Source organism: Luteibacter sp. HA06 (assembly GCF_054061215.1).
Window position 1 is genome coordinate 107,645 of sequence record NZ_JBSSDZ010000001.1, and the last position, 19,461, is coordinate 127,105.

At 61.9% G+C, this 19,461-nt stretch carries 20 protein-coding genes; 13 read left to right on the plus strand and 7 right to left on the minus strand.

From position 1 onward, the window contains the following. Positions 1-20 precede the first annotated feature (20 nt). Positions 21-560: a GNAT family N-acetyltransferase gene (locus tag ACVWWJ_RS00500; protein ID WP_456966371.1), complete on the plus strand. Its 540-nt coding sequence runs from the start codon at positions 21-23 to the stop codon at positions 558-560. Positions 561-621: 61 nt separating this feature from the next. After that, entirely contained in the window at positions 622-1,530 is a 909-nt protein-coding gene (locus ACVWWJ_RS00505) for a LysR family transcriptional regulator (protein ID WP_456966372.1), read from the plus strand. An 18-nt stretch (positions 1,531-1,548) separates the two neighbouring features. On the opposite strand, the gene ACVWWJ_RS00510 is transcribed toward ACVWWJ_RS00505, so the two are convergent. Next, on the minus strand, positions 1,549-2,307 hold the full coding sequence (locus ACVWWJ_RS00510) for an SDR family oxidoreductase (protein WP_456966373.1): 759 nt from the start codon (positions 2,305-2,307) through the stop codon (positions 1,549-1,551). 347 nt (positions 2,308-2,654) lie between these two features. On the opposite strand from ACVWWJ_RS00510, the gene ACVWWJ_RS00515 reads away from it, so the two are divergent. Continuing rightward, on the plus strand, positions 2,655-2,903 hold the full coding sequence (locus ACVWWJ_RS00515; protein ID WP_159888863.1) for a FitA-like ribbon-helix-helix domain-containing protein: 249 nt from the start codon (positions 2,655-2,657) through the stop codon (positions 2,901-2,903). Then, on the plus strand, positions 2,900-3,310 hold the full coding sequence (locus ACVWWJ_RS00520; protein WP_456966374.1) for a PIN domain-containing protein: 411 nt from the start codon (positions 2,900-2,902) through the stop codon (positions 3,308-3,310). The genes ACVWWJ_RS00515 and ACVWWJ_RS00520 overlap by 4 nt, the downstream gene beginning before the upstream one ends. A gap of 22 nt (positions 3,311-3,332) precedes the next feature. Here ACVWWJ_RS00520 and mnmE read toward each other — a convergent pair whose 3' ends face one another. From mnmE to rpmH, 4 genes are all read right to left on the minus strand, one after another. Next, positions 3,333-4,676 (minus strand): tRNA uridine-5-carboxymethylaminomethyl(34) synthesis GTPase MnmE, encoded by a 1,344-nt coding sequence (gene mnmE / locus ACVWWJ_RS00525; protein ID WP_456966375.1) that lies wholly within the window; start codon positions 4,674-4,676, stop codon positions 3,333-3,335. Positions 4,677-4,728: 52 nt separating this feature from the next. Further along, entirely contained in the window at positions 4,729-6,423 is a 1,695-nt protein-coding gene (gene yidC / locus ACVWWJ_RS00530; RefSeq protein WP_456966376.1) for a membrane protein insertase YidC, read from the minus strand. Positions 6,424-6,496: 73 nt separating this feature from the next. Next, positions 6,497-6,862: a ribonuclease P protein component gene (gene rnpA, locus ACVWWJ_RS00535; protein WP_063571929.1), complete on the minus strand. Its 366-nt coding sequence runs from the start codon at positions 6,860-6,862 to the stop codon at positions 6,497-6,499. Between the two features lie 29 nt (positions 6,863-6,891). Continuing rightward, positions 6,892-7,026, minus strand: a complete 135-nt coding sequence (rpmH, locus tag ACVWWJ_RS00540; RefSeq protein ID WP_007082494.1) for a 50S ribosomal protein L34 — start codon at positions 7,024-7,026, stop codon at positions 6,892-6,894. Between the two features lie 189 nt (positions 7,027-7,215). Between rpmH and dnaA the strand changes: the two genes are divergently transcribed. The 9 genes from dnaA (at position 7,216) to ACVWWJ_RS00585 (ending at position 17,706) form a co-directional block, all read left to right on the plus strand. After that, on the plus strand, positions 7,216-8,565 hold the full coding sequence (gene dnaA / locus ACVWWJ_RS00545) for a chromosomal replication initiator protein DnaA (protein ID WP_159888871.1): 1,350 nt from the start codon (positions 7,216-7,218) through the stop codon (positions 8,563-8,565). 210 nt (positions 8,566-8,775) lie between these two features. Continuing rightward, complete coding sequence (gene dnaN / locus ACVWWJ_RS00550; protein ID WP_159888873.1) at positions 8,776-9,876, plus strand: DNA polymerase III subunit beta; 1,101 nt, start codon at positions 8,776-8,778, stop codon at positions 9,874-9,876. Positions 9,877-9,964: 88 nt separating this feature from the next. Next, the gene (gene recF, locus ACVWWJ_RS00555; protein ID WP_456966377.1) at positions 9,965-11,047 is read left to right on the plus strand and encodes a DNA replication/repair protein RecF; all 1,083 of its coding nucleotides are present in this window, start codon (positions 9,965-9,967) and stop codon (positions 11,045-11,047) included. A gap of 66 nt (positions 11,048-11,113) precedes the next feature. Beyond that, complete coding sequence (gene gyrB, locus ACVWWJ_RS00560; RefSeq protein ID WP_159888877.1) at positions 11,114-13,555, plus strand: DNA topoisomerase (ATP-hydrolyzing) subunit B; 2,442 nt, start codon at positions 11,114-11,116, stop codon at positions 13,553-13,555. A 323-nt stretch (positions 13,556-13,878) separates the two neighbouring features. After that, positions 13,879-15,192 (plus strand): tetratricopeptide repeat protein, encoded by a 1,314-nt coding sequence (locus ACVWWJ_RS00565; protein WP_200851439.1) that lies wholly within the window; start codon positions 13,879-13,881, stop codon positions 15,190-15,192. Positions 15,193-15,440: 248 nt separating this feature from the next. Beyond that, positions 15,441-16,043, plus strand: a complete 603-nt coding sequence (locus tag ACVWWJ_RS00570; RefSeq protein ID WP_456966378.1) for an energy transducer TonB — start codon at positions 15,441-15,443, stop codon at positions 16,041-16,043. A gap of 54 nt (positions 16,044-16,097) precedes the next feature. After that, positions 16,098-16,868: a MotA/TolQ/ExbB proton channel family protein gene (locus ACVWWJ_RS00575; protein ID WP_063571453.1), complete on the plus strand. Its 771-nt coding sequence runs from the start codon at positions 16,098-16,100 to the stop codon at positions 16,866-16,868. Between the two features lie 11 nt (positions 16,869-16,879). Continuing rightward, positions 16,880-17,293, plus strand: a complete 414-nt coding sequence (locus tag ACVWWJ_RS00580; protein WP_159888881.1) for an ExbD/TolR family protein — start codon at positions 16,880-16,882, stop codon at positions 17,291-17,293. Positions 17,294-17,298: 5 nt separating this feature from the next. After that, entirely contained in the window at positions 17,299-17,706 is a 408-nt protein-coding gene (locus tag ACVWWJ_RS00585; RefSeq protein ID WP_046969084.1) for an ExbD/TolR family protein, read from the plus strand. A gap of 179 nt (positions 17,707-17,885) precedes the next feature. Here ACVWWJ_RS00585 and ACVWWJ_RS00590 read toward each other — a convergent pair whose 3' ends face one another. Continuing rightward, positions 17,886-18,629 (minus strand): pyridoxine 5'-phosphate synthase, encoded by a 744-nt coding sequence (locus ACVWWJ_RS00590; RefSeq protein ID WP_456966379.1) that lies wholly within the window; start codon positions 18,627-18,629, stop codon positions 17,886-17,888. A 145-nt stretch (positions 18,630-18,774) separates the two neighbouring features. Further along, positions 18,775-19,404, minus strand: coding sequence for a 4'-phosphopantetheinyl transferase family protein (locus tag ACVWWJ_RS00595; RefSeq protein WP_456966380.1), 630 nt, complete (start codon positions 19,402-19,404; stop codon positions 18,775-18,777). Between the last annotated feature and the right edge of the window lie 57 nt (positions 19,405-19,461).

Below are 19,461 nucleotides of genomic sequence, written 5' to 3' on the forward strand. Positions count from 1 at the left end.
TGCCGTTGTAAATTGCCTTCATGACAACGCGCGATCTGATGCCGCCTACCTTCGAACTTCACAGCGCCACCGCCGCACATGCGGCGGCGCTCGCCGATGTGATGGAGCGAACGTTTCGCGCCACCTTCGACGGGTCGACCACTCGGGAGCAGATGGCCGAGCATTGCCGGACCAACTACGGCGAATCCATACAGCGCGCCGAGATCGCCGATCCGGACATCACGACCCTGCTCTGCACCGATGGCGCATCGCTTGCCGGCTTCACGCAGGTCCGCTCGGGCGAGCATTCGAGTTGTGTTTCCGCTTCGGAGCCGATCGAAATTCATCGCATCTATGTCGATGCGCCATGGCACGGCCGAGGCGTCGCCGCTTCTCTCATGCAGGCGGCCCTGGACGAAGCGGCGAACCGAGGCGCCGATGGCGTGTGGCTCGGCGTCTGGGAGGGAAATGCGAGGGCCTTACGCTTCTATGCGAAGTTCGGCTTTGTCGAAGTAGGTGAACATGTCTTTCATGTCGGCAGCGACGCGCAGCGCGACCTGCTCTTGTTCCGGACGCTGTAGCCACCGGATTCCGCTATCTTCCATGTGGTCGATACATCAATCCGCAGGTTCCGGATCCCGCATGAAAGACATCTTTGCGCTCAAGCTTTATACGCGTGTCGCGCGACTCGGCAGCTTCTCCGCCGCCGCGCGTGAGTGCGGACTGTCGCAATCGCAGGCGTCGCGGATCATCGCTGACCTCGAATCCGATCTCGGCGTACGTCTGCTTTCAAGAACCACGCGGGCCGTGGTGCCGACCGAAACCGGCTCGGAGTTCCTGGCGCGCATGGAGCCGATCCTTCTCGCACTGGACGACGCGGAACATAGCGTGCGCGACGGCGGCGAGCTTCGCGGCTTGTTGCGCATGAGCATGCCGACAAGCTTCGGCATGCGTGAAATCATTCCACGCCTTGCATCGTTCGCGGCGAAGCATCCGCGAGTCGAGTTGCAGTTATTGCTGGAGGATCGTCGCCAGGATTTGGTCCGTGACGCTGTCGATGTCGCCATCCGTGCTGGCTCCCAGCCGGATCCGAGTGGCACGGCGAAAACGCTCGTCGTGATTGACCGGATGATAGTCGCCTCGCCCGCGTACCTGGCTGAAGCGGGCACGCCCACATCTCCGGAGGAACTGGTCGGCCACCGTATCGTCTCGGGTCCGGCGTCCGTCGTGTCGAGTGGGTGGCAGTTCGAGCGCGGCGGCGAGTGGACAACGATCGAGGTGGAATCACACTTCAGCACGAACGAGAACGAGGGCGCCATGGCTGCTGTCGTAGCTGGCATGGGCATCACGTCCACCACCAGTTGGGCCTGCCGGCGAGAACTGGCAGACGGTTCGCTCGTTCGCCTGCTGGCCGACTGGAACACCGTGGATATCCCGGTTTACGCCTACTTCCCCTTGGGACGCGCAACGCGCGCCGCAGCGCGCGCCGTCGTCGAGCATCTCGTGACCGAGTTGGCCATCGATGCCGGACTGGGTCGCCTGCCTTACTGACAGGCGACCGCGTCGCAATCAGCCACCGCCGAAGATGGCGGAGACCTGGGTGTTGAAACCGTTAACGAACGCGTGCTCGGCAGGACCGGCGTTGTCGCGCATCGGGCGCGCAGCGTCGACCAGGATTTCGTCCGCTTCCGTCTCCAGTACCGCCATCGTCTCGGCGATGAACTGGTCGAGCGGCATGGCGAGCTCGGCCTCCTGGCTGTTCATCAGTTCGGTACGAACCCACGGCGGTGCGATCTCGAGCACCTTGACGCCGTCTTCCTTGAGCAGGAAGCGCTGCGACAGTACGTACGAGTGCAAGGCAGCCTTCGTCGCGGAATAGACGGCCGTAAAGGCGAGCGGCACGAAAGCAAGCACCGAACTGTTGTAGACGACGGTGGGATCCGGCTGTGTCTTGATGTGATCGATCAGCGCAGAGGTAAGGCGCAGCGGGCCGATCAGGTTGGTGGTGATCGTCGAGACCAACTGCTTGTCGTCGAGGCGACCCACGGCATGATCGAGCTCCATGATGCCGGCGTTGTTGATCAGGACATTCAGCGTCGGGAAGTCCTTGATGAGCTCAGCAGCTGCTCGCTCGACGTCCGCGACATCCGAGACGTCGATCTGCACCGCGCTCATGCCGGGGTTCGCGGCGACAACCGCATCCAGGTGGGTGCGACGACGACCACCGATGATGACCTTGTTGCCCTTGGCGTGAAGTGCCTCGGCCAGACCGCGACCGATGCCCGAGCCGCCGCCCGTGATGAAGATGGTATTGCCGCTGATTTTCATGATGTGTCCTCGGTGAGTTAGCCACCGCCTCGATGGAGGCCAGCAGCGCGTTTCGTTGAGGACAAGGTACCGATGACCACGGAACCGCAGTAGCCATCCATTTCCGCTTTGACTTATGTACGACCCACATCAATGCCCGGCACCCGGTGCTGTGTCCTCGCTCTTGTGGGAGCCGATTCATCGGCGAAGCTCTCACATCAGCGCAGAACCCGTTCCCACGGCGCCGATTCTTGAGGAATTTCTTTCTAACTAAATCCGTATTGAGGTATCCCTGACTCTTCGAAGGCATTTTCTTGCCGCGATTCCAGTCGATGACTAATATGAAGCCGTCGATGGAGGGACATACCATGTCGATCATGATGATTCGCAATATTGACCCATGGCTCGAGGCCCAACTCCGCAAGCAGGCCGCCATCCACGGCCGCTCCATGGAGGACGAAGTGCGAGAGATTCTTCGCGCTGCACTCCCGGTGGAAATCTGTGACTCGGTGGAGATGATCAGGTCCATTCGCCGCCGCGTGGATGCGCTCGGTGGCGTCGACATCGAACTCCCGCCGCGCGAGCCGATGCGCGACCCGCCCGGCTTTGATATGTGATCGTGCTAGACACCAATGTTCTGTCCGAGATGCTGCGGCCTCAGCCCGATCCGGGCGTCATGGATTGGATTGACAGCATCACTCACTCGATGATTGTTACCACATCGGTTACTCGTGCCGAGCTCATGTACGGCATTGAGATCATGCCTTCCGGAAAGCGGCGCGATCTGCTTCGGTGCCTTGCCCATGACGTTTTCGAGATCGATCTACGGGGACGGCTGTTAGGCTTTGACCGTGACGCGGCAGACGCGTACGCCGTCATCGGATCAATTCGACGCTCGATGGGACAACCCGTGGGACATGCGGACACGATGATCGCTTCCATCGTGCATTCGCGCGGAGCAGTCCTGGCGACGAGGAATATTCGTGACTTTGTAGGTTGCGGAGTTTCGGTCGTCAAACCTTAGGGACACTGACGGTTGGCGTGCCCTACTTACCGATGCAGAACGAACTGAAAATGGCACCTAGCAGATCGTCGGACGAGTAGGTGCCGGTGATCTCGCCCAGCGCTTGCTGGGCCTGACGAAGTTCTTCCGCAGCCAGCTCGCCGGCATGCGATCCATGCAGCGCATCGGCTGTGCCGGAAAGATGCTCGCGGACCACCTCCAGCGCCACGACGTGTCGACGTCGTGCACTGAATGCGCCGTCGCCCGCGCCGGCCGTCGCCAGGTCTTTCAACATGGCGCGAAGTGCGTCGAGTCCGTCGCCTGTCAACGCAGACAACCAGAGTGTCTCGTGGCCTTCGTGGGATTCTCGGTGTGCCGGCGCTTGCGCCAGGTCGATCTTGTTGACGATAACAACGCGTGACGCGTGCGTCGGCGTGCCTTCGAAGAATGCGAGATCCGAAGCGGCGTGGTCAGCGTCAGTGACGAGCAGAGCAACATCGCATCGCTCCAACTGCGCGCGCGCGCGGCGAATCCCTTCCCGTTCGACGATATCCACCGAGTCGCGCAAGCCAGCGGTGTCGGCCAGCTCGAGCGTCACGCCATCGATACTGATCGACTCACGCAACACGTCGCGCGTCGTACCAGCGATGTCCGTGACGATGGCCCGCTCCTGTCCCGCAAGCGCATTCATCAGACTCGACTTGCCCGCGTTCGGACGACCGACGATGGCTACCGTGATCCCGTCATTGAGTCGAACACCACGGCGGGTCTCCGCGAGCAGCGTATCGAGATTCGCGCGCAACGACGTCAACTGCTCGCCAATGACGGGATCGGCGAGGAAGTCGATCTCCTCTTCGGGAAAATCGATGGCGGCTTCGATATGGACGCGAAGCGCAATCATCTCTGCAAGTAAGGCGTCGACACGCGCCGAGAACACGCCTTCCATCGAACGAAGCGCCGCACGTGCACCCGCTTCCGACGTCGCGGCAACGACATCGGCAACGGCTTCCGCCTGGGCCAGGTCGAGCTTCCCGTTAAGGAACGCACGTTCGGTGAATTCACCCGGTCGCGCCAGACGCGCGCCGAGTTCGACGCAACGACGAAGCAGGGCATCGAGGAGCACGGCGCTGCCATGCCCCTGCAGCTCGAGGACGTGTTCGCCGGTGTAAGACGCCGGCCCGGGGAAGTGCAGAAGGATGCCGCGATCGATCAGTTCACGGTTGCCGTCGCGGAAGGCCGCGAAGTGCGCATGCCTCGGCTCCGGTTCGCGGCCGAGAAATGCCCTGGCGATCACCGGAGCCAACGGCCCGGAAACACGAACGGCGCCGACCCCAGCCGCGCCGGCGCCAGTAGCGATGGCCGCGATGGTGTCGTCGCCGTGATTCATTTCCTTACCTTCGATAGCGAAGCGGCGCGTCTTTCGACGCGCCGCTCGTGGGTTATGCGGTCTTGGCCTTGAGGTCGGCCTGATCGATGCTGCGGTTGATCCACCACTGCTGGAGCAGGCTGGTCGCACCGTTGATCGTCCAGTAGAGCACCAGGCCCGAGGGGAAGAAGGCGAAGAAGACACCGAAGATCAGCGGCATCACCTTCATCATCTTGGCCTGTGTCGGATCCATGCCTGCCGTCGGCATCATGCGCTGCGTGAGCAGGGTCACGATGAAGTACAGCACCGGCAACACGTAGAAGGGATCCGGCGCGGACAGATCGTGGATCCAGCCGAAGAACGGCGCGTGACGCAGCTCGATGGATTCCGACAACACGCGGAGCAGGCCGATGAAGATCGGGAAGGTGATCAGGATGGGCAGGCAGCCGGCCATCGGGTTGACCTTCTCCTTCTTGTACAGCTCCATCATCGCCTGCTGCATCTTGACGCGATCGTCGCCGTAACGCTCCTTGAGCGCGGCGACACGCGGCTGCAGCTTGCGCATGCGCGCACCCGAACGGAACTGCGCGTCGGTGAGCTTGAACAGCGCGGCCTTGATCAGCAGCACGAGCAGGATGATCGCGACGCCCCAGTTACCGCTGATCGCGTGCAACTGCGAGAGCAGCCAGTGCAGTGGCTGGGCAATGATGGTGAACCAGCCGTAGTTGCTGGTCAGCTCGAGGCCCGGCGCGATGACGTCCAGCGTGCCCTGCAGCTTCGGACCGATATACAGACGCGCGACGCTGTCGGCGGCCTGACCCGGAGCAACCTGGATCGCCGGGCCGAAGGCGCGGACGAGGTAGCGCGGCGTGGCGGTATTCGGGTTGACAATATTGCTGCTATAGGTCACCGCTTCGTTGGCCGGCGGAATCCAGGCCACGAAGAAGTAATGCTGGAGCATGCTTACCCAACCACCGGTAATCTGGCGGTTGAGCGGCTTCTTGGTGAAGTCGACGAAGGGCAGTGACTCGAACTTGCTTTCCGGGCTGTACCAGGCCGCGCCGAAGAAGCTGTGCTGCGCCGGATCGGTGTAGGCCTTGAACCAGTTGACCTTCTCGGCCGGGATCCGCTGCAGCTGGTGATAGGCATTGCCGTTCCACACCGCGGACGAACCGTTCTCGATGCGCTGGTCGAGGTCGACCACGTAGTCGGTACGCTTCAGGGTGTAACGCTTGATGACCTTCACGCCGGACGGATCCGTCCAGGTCAGGTCGATGCTGACCGCCTTCTGGCCATCGGCGAGGATGCTTTCGGTCTTCTCGGCATGGAACAGCGCGCGATGGTCCGGCGCGGCGCCGGTGTTGCTGACCAGGCCATCCTGGGCGGCGAAGAAATGCGCGCCTTCGTCGTCGAGCAGGCGAACCGGCGGGGAGGTCGGATTCTTCTTCGTCTCCGGCTCGGTCGGGTAGGCGAGCAGTTCGGAACGAACGATGCTGCCGCCGCGGGTATCGATGGTCAGGCGCAGCAGGTCATTGGAAAGCGTGACCAGCTCGGCCTTGCCTTCCGCCGGAGCGCCGGATTCGTTCGGGACGCCAGCCGGGCTGGTCGCGCCAGGAACAGCAGCGTCAGCGCCTGCTTGTCCAGCCGTGGTCTGGCCGGTGGGCGCAGGGGGAGCCGGCGGAGTGACGTAGTCCTTCTCCCACTCGGTCCACAAGAGATACGCCACGAACATGAGCGCGAAGAAGAGGAGCGTGCGCGTTTGATTCATTGCAGGGCCAGATCCGGATGACGCCTTGGCCTGGTGGTGTCCAGGAAAGGCGGGGACGACGGTGAGAAGAAGGTCAACGCGCGATTGTGCCGTCGGCGCCTTCGCGCTTCAACGGCCGGACCTTGCGCAGGAGCATGTCGAGCTCGGCCAGCAGGGCTTCGCCGGTCTCTTTGACCGCGCTGTCGCGCGCCATGACCAGGATGTCGACGTGGGGTAGGGCAATGCGCGCGCGGCGAAACGCCTCACGCGCCAGGCGCTTGATCCGGTTACGGTCGACCGCGCGCTTGGAACAGCGCTTGGAGATGGCCAGGCCAAGCCGGGCCGTGTCGACATCGTTGTTTCCGAAGCGCAAAAGAAAACAGCGGCCGCCGAGGCGTCCGCTGACTGTTCGCAAGGCTGCGAAGTCGGCGGCGCGGCGGAGCCGCGCTTCGCGCGGCATGGCTGCGGCACGCACGACAGGCGAACCGATTACGGGATCAGGCGCTTGCGACCCTTCGCGCGGCGGGCATTGATGATCTTGCGACCATCGGCCGTCGCCATGCGGGCGCGGAAGCCGTGGGTGCGGGCGCGCTTGAGCTTGCTGGGCTGGAAAGTCCGCTTCATGACTCTTAATCCGGGTGAAGAATGAATATGGCCGGAAAGTATGGCCGACAATCCGTTGAAGTGTCAACCGCTTGGCCACGCAAGAACAGCGGAGTGCCCGTTAGGCGAACCCCGAGGTACGGGCGGAACGCTGGTAGACTTCGGTGTCCACCCCGCGCGCAAGCGCCCTTTCTGTGGCAAGAATACCCGATGAGTGATCTTTGGAGGCGCTGTCTCGAGCGTCTTGAAGGCGAATTGAGCGCCGAGGACGTCCAGACCTGGTTAATGCCGTTGCAGGCCAGGGAAGACGCCAGCGGGCTGCATCTGTTCGCCCCGAATCCGTACTCGCTGGACACCGTCCGCGACGAATACCTGAAACAGATCCAGACGATCTCCGAACACCTGCTCGGGCATCCGGTGCCGGTGAGCCTGGAAGTGGGCTCGTCTGCCTTGAAGCCGACGCCCCAGCGTCCCGTGGCATCGTCCCCGGCGGCGGCGCCTCCGCGCCCCGCCCGGGAAGCGGCGCCCGAAGCGCCCCACGTGCACAACCTCGACCCCCATTACACGTTCGATACCTTCGTTGAAGGCAAGTCGAACCAGTTGGGCAAGGCCGCGGCCATGCAGGTAGCGATGAATCCCGGCCGAGCCTATAACCCGTTGTTGCTTTACGGCGGCACGGGCCTGGGTAAGACCCATCTCATGCATGCCGCCGGGAACCTGCTGATGCAGAACAATCCCGATGCAAAGGTGCTCTACCTACGCTCGGAGCAGTTCGTCAGCGGCATGGTGAAAGCCCTGCAGCAGAAGAACATGGACGAGTTCAAGCGCCGCTTCCGTACGGTGGACGCGCTGCTGATCGACGATATCCAGTTCTTCGCCGGCAAGGACACGACGCAGGAAGAGTTCTTCCACACCTTCAACGCGTTGTTCGAGGCGAAGCAGCAGATCATCCTCACGTGCGACCGCTATCCGAAGGAGCTCGACAAGCTCGAGCCGCGGTTGAAGTCTCGCCTGGGCTGGGGTTTGTCGGTCGCGATCGAGCCACCGGACTTCGAGACGCGTGCGGCGATCCTGCTTTCCAAGGCCGCCGACAAGGGCATGGAAGTGTCCGAGGACGTCGCGATGCTGCTGGCCAAGCGCATCCGCTCCAACGTGCGCGACCTCGAGGGCGCGCTCAACACGCTAGCGGCTCGTGCCAACTTCTACCGTAAGCCGATCACGACGGACTTCGCGGAGGAGACCCTGCGCGACCTGCTGAACACGCATGCGCAGGCGGTCACGGTTCCCAATATTCAGAAGATGGTCGCTGACTACTACCAGGTACGCCTGTCCGACCTGCTGTCCAAACGCCGTGTGCGCTCCCTGGCACGTCCCCGGCAGGTGGCCATGGCGCTATCCAAGGAATTGACCGACCACAGCCTCCCGGAGATCGGGGAAGCCTTTGGTGGCCGTGACCACACGACGGTGCTCCATGCCTGCCGCACCATCCGAGGTTTCTGCGAAAAGGACGTGCGTATGCGACAGGACTGGGAACAACTCATCCGCATATTGACGGGCTGAGAACCTGTGGATAATAGGTGGATGGACGGAGGATGAATTTGACCCTCGAAGTTATCCACAAGCTGCACACATGGCACCGCCTCTTGGGCACAGTCGATATCAAAAAGTAAGTTACTGAAATATATTAGGAATTCAGGCTTCTCCAGATATCCACCGGCCCTACTACAACCACTATAAAATCTTAAAACTTAAAAGCAGGAGAAGGGGCGCATGCAATTCAGCATCCAGAGGGAGGTTCTGCTCAAACCTCTGCAGCAAGTGGTAGGTGTCGTAGAACGTCGTCAGACCCTGCCCGTACTGGCCAACCTTCTGGTTCGCGCCTCCGGTAGCGAAGTCTCGTTCACCGGCACGGACCTCGAAGTCGAAATGGTCGCCACCACCGCCGCTGACGCGGTCCAGGATGGCGAGATCACGATTCCGGCCCGCAAGCTGTTCGATATCGTTCGTGCGCTTCCCGATGGCGCCAAAATCGATATCAAGCTCAACGGCGAACGCATCGCGCTCAACGCAGGCCGTAGCCGCTTTACGCTCGCTACGCTTCCGGCGACCGAGTTCCCGGTTGTCGACGAGATCGAACTGGTCGAGCGCGTCTCGCTTCCCGAAGAAGTCCTGCGCGACCTGATGGACCGCACGGCCTTCGCCATGGCGAACCAGGACGTCCGCTACTACCTCAACGGCATGCTGCTGGATCTCCAGGAGCACACGCTGCGGTGCGTCGCTACCGACGGCCACCGTCTGGCACTGAAAGAAACCAAGCTGGAAAGCTCGGTGACCGCACGTCGCCAGATCATCATTCCCCGCAAGGGCGTCAATGAGCTGATTGGACTACTCGAATCGGGCGAAGGCACGGTAGAACTGGAGTTTGGCCGTAACCACCTGCGCGTTCGTCGCGGTGGCGTGGTCTTTACCTCCAAGCTCATCGACGGGCGCTTCCCGGACTACGAGGCGGTCATTCCGCTCGGCGCTGACAAGTCGGCCACGATCGAGCGCGATGTGCTCAAGAGTGCCCTGCAGCGCGCAGCCATCCTTTCGAACGAGAAGTACCGCGGTGTAAAGCTCGAGCTGACGCCAGGTCGTATCAAGATCGTTGCGCATAATCCCGAGCAGGAAGAGGCCCAGGAAGAAGTCGAAGCGGAGACCGTTGTCGACGATCTCGCGGTTGGTTTCAACGTCGGCTACCTGCTGGACGCACTCAGTGCGCTGCGCGGTGACAAGGTTCGCATCAATCTCCGCGATGCCCAGTCGAGCTGCCTCCTGCAGGAGGAGGGCAACGACGAAGCGCGCCACGTGGTGATGCCGCTTCGCCTCTGACGGTCAGGCAGGCTAGAGTTCGGCCCACGACGCCGGGGATGTCTTCGACACCCCGGCGTCGTTCGTTTTGGATGGGGACTGGTTTGGCATGAAGTTCGAGTCGCTGAGAATCGCTGGCCTGCGTTGCCTGGAAGGAGTGACCCTGTCGCCAGCTGCGGGGATCAACGTATTCGTCGGAGCCAACGGCGCTGGCAAGACCAGCGTCCTCGAGGCGGCCTATCTGCTTTCGCACGGCCGCTCATTCCGGGCGGGGTCTCGCGATGTGCTCCTCAAGCGTGGAGCGGCTGCTTTGTCCGTCTTTGCCGAAGTTCATTCGGATGACGGCAGGATCAGGCGTCTGGGCCTCGGCCGGGAAGGGGGGCGATGGATTGCCCGCGTGGATGGCGACGCCGCGGCTTCGTTAGGCTCGCTGGTGCAGGAGTGCGCCGTGGTCTGCTTTGAACCCGGGTCACATGACCTGATCGCAGGCGCCTCCGATGAGCGCCGCCGTTTCCTGGATTGGGGTCTGTTCCACGTGGAACATTCCTTCGTTGGGCAATGGCGGCGTTACCAACGTGCCCTAAAGCAGCGGAACGCCTTGCTTCGAAACGGTGGCATGATCGAGTCCAGTCTCATTGAACCCTGGGAATCGGAACTCGCCGGGGCAGGAGAGGCCATCACTAGCTTCAGGCGCGATTACATCGCACGCCTGCTGCCGCATATCCAGGGTTTCACGACCAACGTCTTGCCCGAGCTCGGCGAGTTCACCCTGCGCTACAAGCCCGGGTGGGATGAGGGCTCGGATCTCCTTTCGACGCTGGCCGAGCGGCGGCAACGTGACCTGGGGCGCGGACACACCACCGTCGGACCTCACCGCGCTGACTTTACCGTCATCTTCGAGCACGCGCCGCTGCGCGAGCATCTGTCTCGCGGTCAGGAAAAGTTGTGTGCCCTGGCGTGCCTTCTTGGCCAGGCATCCCTGCACGCCGAAATCCGTGGAGAATGGCCTGTCGTCTGCCTTGACGACCTTGCATCCGAGCTTGATCGTACCCATCAAGAGTGGGTAGTTGCGCAGCTTCTTGGCCGCGACGTCCAGGTATTCGTGACGGGAACCGAGATCCCGTCCGCCCTCATCGATCAGCCGGTCACTGTGTTCCACGTGGAACAGGGTCTCGTCTCGGCTTTGCTATAATCGACCGACTGTCCCGAGCTCTCCGCGCCGTTCGGGGCCGAAACCTGCGCCATCACCAGGCATCGCATGAACGAACCTCTCGATCCGACCAATTCGAACGCCTACGACTCCGGCAGCATCAAGGTCCTCAAGGGACTGGATGCCGTCCGTAAGCGCCCCGGCATGTACATCGGCGATACCGACGATGGCACCGGTCTGCATCACATGGTCTTCGAAGTCGTCGATAACGCCATCGACGAGGCGCTGGCCGGTTACTGCGACTACGTCACGGTCATCATCCACCAGGACGGTTCGGTCAGCGTGGCCGACAACGGCCGTGGTATCCCCGTGGAGACACATCCGGAAGAGGGCAGGTCGACGGCCGAAGTCGTCATGACGGTCCTGCATGCCGGCGGTAAGTTCGACGCGAACTCGTACAAAGTCTCCGGCGGCCTCCACGGCGTCGGCGTCTCCGTGGTCAACGCCCTGAGCGAGAAGCTCTGGCTGACGATCTGGCGTGATGGCAAGGAAAACCGTCAGGAATACGCCCACGGCGACCCGGTGGCCCCGATTTCCGTGTTCGGCGATACCAATCGCCGAGGCACGATGGTTCGCTTCCTGCCGAGCCCCGCCACGTTTACCAACAACATCGAATTCCACTACGACATCCTGGCGAAGCGCCTGCGCGAGCTCGCGTTCCTCAACTCCGGCGTCACGATCGAGCTGGTGGATGAGCGTAACGAGCGCAAGGACATCTTCGCCTACGAGGGCGGCATCAAGTCTTTCGTGCAGCATCTATCCCTGCTGAAGAACCCGTTGCACCCGAACGTGATCAGCTTCAGCTCCGAAAGCGAAGGCATCACGGTCGAAGTGGCCATGCAGTGGACGGACGCGTACCAGGAAACGATGTTCTGCTTCACCAACAACATCCCGCAGCGCGATGGTGGTACCCATCTCACCGGCTTCCGCGCTGCCCTGACGCGTACGCTGCAGAACTACATCGAGAAGGAAGGCCTGGCCAAGAACGCCAAGGTCGCCCTGTCCGGCGACGACATGCGCGAAGGCATGATCGCCGTGCTGTCCGTGAAGGTGCCTGACCCGAAGTTCTCCTCGCAGACGAAAGACAAGCTCGTCTCCAGCGAAGTGAAAACCGCGGTCGAGCAGGTCATCAACGACAAGTTTGCGACGTTCCTCCTCGAGCACCCGGGCGAGAGCAAAGCTATTGCCGGCAAGGCCGTGGACGCCGCCCGCGCTCGCGATGCCGCTCGCAAGGCTCGCGAGATGACCCGCCGCAAGGGTGCGCTGGATATCGCCGGCCTGCCGGGCAAGCTCGCTGATTGCCAGGAAAAGGATCCGGCGCTGTCCGAACTGTTCCTGGTCGAGGGTGACTCCGCAGGCGGCTCGGCCAAGCAGGGCCGCAATCGTCGTACCCAGGCCGTGCTTCCGTTGAAGGGCAAGATCCTCAACGTGGAGAAGGCTCGCTTCGACAAGATGATTTCGTCCGCCGAAGTCGGCACGCTGATCACGGCGCTTGGCACGGGCATCGGCAAGGACGAGTACAACCCGGACAAGCTGCGCTACCACCGCATCATCATCATGACCGATGCGGACGTGGACGGATCTCACATCCGTACGCTCCTGCTGACCTTCTTCTACCGCCAGATGCCCGAGCTGATCCAGCGCGGCCATGTCTACATCGGCCTGCCGCCGCTGTACAAGGTGAAGCAGGGCAAGCAGGAGATGTACATCAAGGACGACGCCGTCCTCAACGATTACCTGATCTCCAGCGCCGTCGACAACGCGTCGCTGTTCCCGGAAGAGGCCGCGCCGGCTATCGGCGGCGAGGCACTCGAGAAGCTACTGCACGACTACCAGACCGCGCTCGACCAGATCGCGCGCCTGAGCCACCGCTTCGACGTTGCCTCGCTCACGGCCATGCTCGAGCACGCCCCGATGGCCGAGGCAGTCTGGACGGATCCGGCGCTCATGCAGACCTGGCTGGACGGCCTGGCCAAGCGCCTCAGCGCCAGCGGCCTGGGCAAGCCGACCTACACGCTGCGTTTCCGCCCGGCACTGAACGAGCAGGGCGCGGCGATCGAAGTCGAGCGCATGCAGCACGGCCTCAGCCATATCTGGATCATGCCGCAGTCGTTCTTCGGCGGCGTCGAGTTCCGGGCCATCCTGTCGATCGCGCAGCAGCTGGCGGAGCTGAAGCTTCAGCCGGGTGCCGTGGTTCGCCGCGGCAACGCGTCGCGCGGCGTATTGAGCTTCGCCGACATCCGTACCTGGCTGCTTGACGAAGCGAAGAAGGGTCGCACCATCCAGCGCTTCAAGGGCCTGGGCGAAATGAATCCGGAGCAGTTGTGGGAGACCACGGTGAATCCGGAAACGCGTCGCATGCTCCAGGTCGGTGTCGAAGACGCCGTGGCCGCCGATCAGATGTTCTCGATGCTGATGGGCGAGGCGGTGGAACCGCGCCGCGAGTTCATTGAATCGAACGCGCTGAAGGTTGCTAACCTCGACGTGTAAAGTCGCGGTCGCCACATCGTTCGTTCGCGCAAGAAAAAACGTCCGGTCGCAGAGATGCCCGGGCGTTTTTTTGCTCCATACGCCCGCGAATTGTAAGTTTAATTCGCCAGACCCAACCTCCTATCAGGTGGGCTGAAAATGGCGTTTTCAAGGGCCGAAAGTTGGTCTAATTTCGTAAGCGCCAACATTCATATAACAAGTCATTGTTTTGACTCCACATTTTTGTGGCACTGCGACTTGTTCTTAGGAATAGAATCAGGTTAACCTCTGTAGTCCCCCGGCGCACATAACTGTGCGGCGACTCCTTCAACCGAGGTCAGTCAATGAAACAGGGTTCCTTGATCAAGATGGTGCTCGCTAGTGCGATCGCCCTTTCTCTTGCCAGTGGTGCCGTCGTCGCGAAAGACGCCGCTCCCAAGGATAAGAAAGAAGCGCTGTACCCGAACGCCACCCGGACGGAACCCAAGCTCGACCTGAAGAGCGACAAGGATCAGAAGGCGCTGAACGAAGGCCTCGACGCCGCCAACAACGGCGACAAGGAAAAGGCGCAGCAGATCCTGCAGCCGCTCGCCGATGGCTCGGCCACCAGCAGCAAGTACGCCCAGGCGCTCGCCCTCCAGGGCCTCGCCAACATGAAATACAACGACGGCGACATCAAGGGCGCGATCACCACGCTCAAGCAGGCGCTGGATATCGGCGTCATGCCGAACGACACGTACTTCCAGCTCAAGTACATGTACACCCAGTTCCTCGTTGCCGATGAGCAGTACGCTCCGGCCCTGCAGTCGCTGCACGAATGGCGCGACCAGGGTAAGAAGGAAACCGCCGACTCGTACGGTCTTGAAGGCAATATCGACTACCGCCTCGAGAAGTACCCGGAAGCCATCGCCGCGATCACCAAGGCGCAGTCCATGCCGGACGCGAAGCCGCAGGCGTCCTGGAGCCAGATCCTGGCTGCCAGCTATGCCGAAACCGGCCAGGGCGACAAGGCGGCTGATCTCGCGGCTGCCGAACTGGCAAAGAACCCGAACGATCCGACCGTGATGCAGAACGCTGCTTCCTCGCTGATCCAGGCGCAGAAGTATCCGGAAGCCATTGCGTTGCTCGAGAAGGGCCGCGCCAGTGGCGCGTTCCACGCCGACGAGAATGGCGGCAAGCTCTACGTGAACCTTGCCAAGGTCTACCTGATCGACGGCCAGGAACACAGCGAGCGCCAGGAAGCCAACGCGAAGAAGGCCGAGGCCGTGCTCGCCGACGGTATTGCCAAGGGCGCCGTCAAGCCCTCCGCCGAGGTCTACAAGCTCCAGGGCGATGCCGCCATCACCGGTGGCGACGAGAGCGGTGCTCTCGCTGCTTACCAGAAGGCAGCTCCGCTCGCGACGGATGGTTCCGTTGCGCTGAGCGTTGCTCGCCTCCAGCTCCAGAAGAATCAATACGCCGCCGCCGAGAAGTCGGTGACGGATGCCATCAGCAAGGGCGTTCAACATAAAGGCCAGGCCTATATGGTGCGCGCGGAAGCCAAGCGTGGTCAGAAGAACAAGCAGGGTGCTATCGCGGACATGAAGCTCGCGGCGCAGGATCCTGAAACGTCTGCCAAGGCAAACGCCTGGTTGAAAAATGCAGAGAACACCAAGTAAGTGTTTGTAAAGTGCCCGAAGGGACGGTCATGAAACGGCCCTTCAGGCGCTATACAAACGCCATATGCTGGTGTAACTTGCATATCTTTCCGCTTGCAGAATCCAGCGTTTTCGGCAATGAAAAATCGCCGAACGCCGGGACAGCAGTGCGGGCTCACTTCCGCTTGATTAGCTCTTGATAGTGACTGATGGCCTCAAGTAACGAATCAACCGGCCAAGCGCCGTTTAGTTGGGGGCGCACCAGCGCGTTGGCAGTTGCCATCGCTCTGCACTCGTTCGCCTTCCTGCTGCTGGTAGCGCCTATGGCGCCGCCTAAGTCGCAGGAAAAGCAGAAAGAGAAGGTAGTTCAGGTCGATTTCATCGAACCGCCGCCGCCGCCCCCGCCCCCCCCGCCGCCGCCTCCGGAGCCCCCGAAGCAGCCGCCGCCGAAAATTATTCAGCAGGTGAAACCGCCACCGACACCGCCGCCGCCGGCTCCGCCGCCGCCGGCAGTAGACGAGGCGTCTTCGAATCCTGTTCCGGCACCGCCGCCGGCGCCTCCCGCGCCGCCAGCACCGCCGGCGGATATCGCGCCTAGCGAAAATCTGTCGTACCGTCAGCGTAATCCGCCAAAGTATCCGCCGCAGGCGGTTCGTCAGCGGCATGAAGGTACGGTGGTACTTCTGGTCCTCGTAGGTGTCGACGGTTCGCCGAAGGACATCAAGGTTGACCAGTCGAGCGGTTTCCGCGAATTGGACAAGGCAGCAGAAGACGCGGCCAGGAATTGGAAATTCAACCCGGGCAAGCGAGGCGGTGCTGCCGTCGAAGGCTATGCACGTGTCCCCGTTACGTTCAACCTAAACCAGCTGTAAGCCCCCACCGCTTACATCTATTAAGTTCACGCTTGACTTCCCAAGGGTAGCGTTATGTTGCAAGACACCTCCGCTCAGCCTGCTAATCCAGGTCAAAACTCCAACGCCGACGCCCTCAAGCAGATGGGCTTCGACCACCTGATCCACAACTTCGACTTCCTCGGTTGGATTGTGTTCGTGGTGCTGGTCGCGATGTCCGTGCTCTCGTGGTACTTCATCGTCGCCAACTTCATCCGTAACAGCATGGTGCGTTCGCGCGCTGACAAGGTCATCCAGGGTTTCTGGAATACCGCGTCGACGCAGGAAGCCATTCGCGTGCTCGAAGAGCAGCCGAAGGGCGAACCGTTCTCGAAGATCGCACTCGACGCCGCTTCGGCCGTTGCGCATCACCAGGCAGCTGCCGGTGGTCGTCTCGCCGAGACCCTGTCGCGTTCGGAATTCATCGATCGCGCCCTGCGCCAGGCCGTTGCTCGCGAGAGCCTGCGTCTGGAAGGCGGCCTGACCCTGCTCGCCACGGTCGGTTCGTCGGCACCGTTCATCGGTCTTCTCGGTACGGTGTGGGGTATTTACCACGCTCTTATCGGTATCGCCGCCTCCGGCTCCGCATCCATGGATAAGGTCGCTGGCCCCGTCGGTGAAGCTCTGATCATGACCGCGTTCGGTCTGTTCACCGCTATCCCGGCCGTGCTTGCGTACAACTTCTTCATGCGCTCGAACCGCCTGACCTACGCCCAGTTCGACGAATTCGCGCACGACCTGCACGACTTCTTCGCCACGGGTGCCCGCGTCGAAGGCTCGGGTCCGGTCGTCTCCGTCAAGAAGTGAGGAATTGACCCATGGCTATGAGTAGCGGGGGCAACAGCGGCGGTCCGATGTCGGAAATCAACGTCACGCCGCTCGTCGACGTGATGCTGGTTCTGCTGATCATCTTCATGATCACGGCTCCCCTGATGTCCCATAAGGTCCAGATCGATCTGCCGAAGGCTAATCCGAACGTTAAGGATGACGCCCCGGTCGATCCGATGGATCTCGCAATCAAGCCGGACGGTACGTACTTCCTCAATGACGGCGAAGTCAGCGAGGCTGAGCTGAAGGCACAGTTCGCGGTTGCGGCGGCGAAGTCGCCGCAGCCGGAGCTCCAGATCCGTGCAGACCGCACCACGGAATACAAAGTGGTGAAGAAGGTCCTTGGCGACGCCAAGGATGCCGGCATGGTCCACGTCGGCTTCATGTCGACCGGTAAGGAGTAAACGAGATGGCTTTTAGCTCAGGTAACTCTGGTGGTCCCATGGCGGACATCAACGTCACGCCGCTCGTCGACGTGATGCTGGTGCTCCTGATCATCTTCATGATCACGGCTCCGATGCTGTCGCATAAGATCAAGATCGATCTGCCGCAGCCGAATCCGAATGTCGTCAACCCAGAGAATCCGCCGGATCCCGTCCGTTTGCAGATTCGCCAGGATGGCTCGCTCTATTGGAACGATACGCCGGTTGACGAGTTGGGCCTCAAGGCTCAGATCGCGGTTATCGCCCAGCAGTCGAACCAGCCGGAACTGCAGATCGACGCCGATGACGCGGCTCAGTACGAGGTCGTGGCTCGCGTGCTTTCCGACGCAAAGGGCCAGGGCCTGACCAAGATCGGTTTCGTTAACTCGAACTGATCGCGGTCGTCCGGTAAGACTGAAAAACCCCGCCTCGGCGGGGTTTTTTTTCGTGTGGGAGCCGATTCATCGGCGAATGGGTGCTTGCCTTACGCCTGGCCCGCTGCCGCGGGATCGCCGCTGAAGCGGCTCCCACAAAAGTGGCTCCCACAAAACTGGCTCCCACAACAGTGGTTTCTTTACGACAGGATGGAGAGGTAGTTCTTCACCGTCCGCGCCAAACCTTCGTACAGCGCCTCGCCGATCAGCGCATGGCCGATCGAGACTTCCGCGAGGCCGGGAATCGCCGACTTGAACGTGCCCAGGTTTGCCTGGCTCAGGTCGTGCCCGGCATTCACGGCGAGCCCGGCTTTCTGCGCGCGTTGCGCGGTGTCGGCAAACCACGCGAGCTCCTTCCGCGCATCGCCTTCGGCGAACGCTTCCGCGTAGGGCCCGGTGTAAAGCTCGATACGCTGCACGCCGATGGCAGCGGCCTCGGCGAAGCCCTCGCCTCCTGCATCGACGAAAACGCTCACGCGGCAGCCCAGCTCGCGGAACGCCGCGACGACCGGCTTGAGCGTCTCGATGTCCTTGGTGAGATCGAAGCCGTGATCCGAGGTGATCTGACCATCGCCGTCCGGAACGAGGGTGACCTGGGTCGGTCGCACCTCGCGAGCCAGTTCAATGAGGCCCGGATACGCGCCGCGCGCGCCGGCGAAGGGATTGCCTTCGATGTTGTATTCAACGCGACCGCGCAGCAGGCCAGCCAGGGTGCGTACGTCCCCAGGTGTGACATGACGCATATCGGGACGCGGATGCACGGTGAGCCCGCCGCAACCTGCATCGATGCACGTGTTCGCTGCGGTGGCGATATCCGGTTCGTTGCCGCCGCGCGAGTTGCGCAGAACGGCGATCTTGTTCAGGTTTACGCTGAGTAGGGTCATCGTTTATCCATAAAAAAACGCACGTCGCCATTGCGACGTGCGTAATGACTGTCGTCCCAGCATAACGCGCCAACTCCCTATGGCGCACGGCTCACACTCACACGCGCACTCACAGAACATCAGACACATCTCGTTGAGAAAAGGTTCAAATCGGATATGTGAAGACGCGCACCGTGCGTTCGCTGCCCCGCCAGGCGAGGGCAGCGATGGCCGCTTCGCCCACGTCCAATGCCTCGACGCGCCAGGTTGATGCGGGAGCGATCTCACCATCGAAAGCGACCGGAGTCGCCCTGGAGCCTTCGAGAAGAAACGACACACGCTCCAACCCGTACGAAAGGCCTCCCCCGTTCGCCTTGAGCACCGCCTCCTTGGCAGTCCATAGCCTCAGGAAGCCGTCGAGCAGTTCGCCTTCCGGCAAGGCGGCCAACATGGTCGCCTCCTCGGGTGCGAAGAAGCGCCTGGCCAGCTCCAGTGCGCGCGGCCGCGGCCGTATCCGCTCGATATCAACACCTACCTCGAAGCCGCTTCCACCACGGCCGATGGCGAACAGTGCCCGGTCGCCGCTGTGCGACCAGTTGAATCCGAGCGTATCGAACGGCGCCGGAAAATGCGGCTTGCCATGCTCGCCGCGCACGAACGCAGGCGCGCCATGACCGGCATACGCCGCCAATAGCGACACGAAGGACAACTCCCCCTCGCCAGGCGTCCAGCGGGTTTGCCAGACGTGGATATCGTCGTCAGCGAGCGTGGGAATGGCAGGAACGGTCGAAGTCATCCTCTTATGCTGCGTCGCCGTGCAGATTCAGGCAAGCGTGGCCCAGCAACTATTTGC

Bases quoted from the DNA above. Each gene is read 5' to 3' on its own strand.
- ACVWWJ_RS00500 (WP_456966371.1), top strand. From the start codon at position 21: ATGACAACGCGCGATCTGATGCCGCCTACCTTCGAACTTCACAGCGCC.
- ACVWWJ_RS00505 (WP_456966372.1), top strand. From the start codon at position 622: ATGAAAGACATCTTTGCGCTCAAGCTTTATACGCGTGTCGCGCGACTC.
- ACVWWJ_RS00510 (WP_456966373.1), bottom strand. From the start codon at position 2,307: ATGAAAATCAGCGGCAATACCATCTTCATCACGGGCGGCGGCTCGGGC.
- ACVWWJ_RS00515 (WP_159888863.1), top strand. From the start codon at position 2,655: ATGTCGATCATGATGATTCGCAATATTGACCCATGGCTCGAGGCCCAA.
- mnmE (WP_456966375.1), bottom strand. From the start codon at position 4,676: ATGAATCACGGCGACGACACCATCGCGGCCATCGCTACTGGCGCCGGC.
- yidC (WP_456966376.1), bottom strand. From the start codon at position 6,423: ATGAATCAAACGCGCACGCTCCTCTTCTTCGCGCTCATGTTCGTGGCG.
- rnpA (WP_063571929.1), bottom strand. From the start codon at position 6,862: ATGCCGCGCGAAGCGCGGCTCCGCCGCGCCGCCGACTTCGCAGCCTTG.
- rpmH (WP_007082494.1), bottom strand. From the start codon at position 7,026: ATGAAGCGGACTTTCCAGCCCAGCAAGCTCAAGCGCGCCCGCACCCAC.
- dnaA (WP_159888871.1), top strand. From the start codon at position 7,216: ATGAGTGATCTTTGGAGGCGCTGTCTCGAGCGTCTTGAAGGCGAATTG.
- dnaN (WP_159888873.1), top strand. From the start codon at position 8,776: ATGCAATTCAGCATCCAGAGGGAGGTTCTGCTCAAACCTCTGCAGCAA.
- recF (WP_456966377.1), top strand. From the start codon at position 9,965: ATGAAGTTCGAGTCGCTGAGAATCGCTGGCCTGCGTTGCCTGGAAGGA.
- gyrB (WP_159888877.1), top strand. From the start codon at position 11,114: ATGAACGAACCTCTCGATCCGACCAATTCGAACGCCTACGACTCCGGC.
- ACVWWJ_RS00565 (WP_200851439.1), top strand. From the start codon at position 13,879: ATGAAACAGGGTTCCTTGATCAAGATGGTGCTCGCTAGTGCGATCGCC.
- ACVWWJ_RS00575 (WP_063571453.1), top strand. From the start codon at position 16,098: ATGTTGCAAGACACCTCCGCTCAGCCTGCTAATCCAGGTCAAAACTCC.
- ACVWWJ_RS00580 (WP_159888881.1), top strand. From the start codon at position 16,880: ATGGCTATGAGTAGCGGGGGCAACAGCGGCGGTCCGATGTCGGAAATC.
- ACVWWJ_RS00585 (WP_046969084.1), top strand. From the start codon at position 17,299: ATGGCTTTTAGCTCAGGTAACTCTGGTGGTCCCATGGCGGACATCAAC.
- ACVWWJ_RS00590 (WP_456966379.1), bottom strand. From the start codon at position 18,629: ATGACCCTACTCAGCGTAAACCTGAACAAGATCGCCGTTCTGCGCAAC.
- ACVWWJ_RS00595 (WP_456966380.1), bottom strand. From the start codon at position 19,404: ATGACTTCGACCGTTCCTGCCATTCCCACGCTCGCTGACGACGATATC.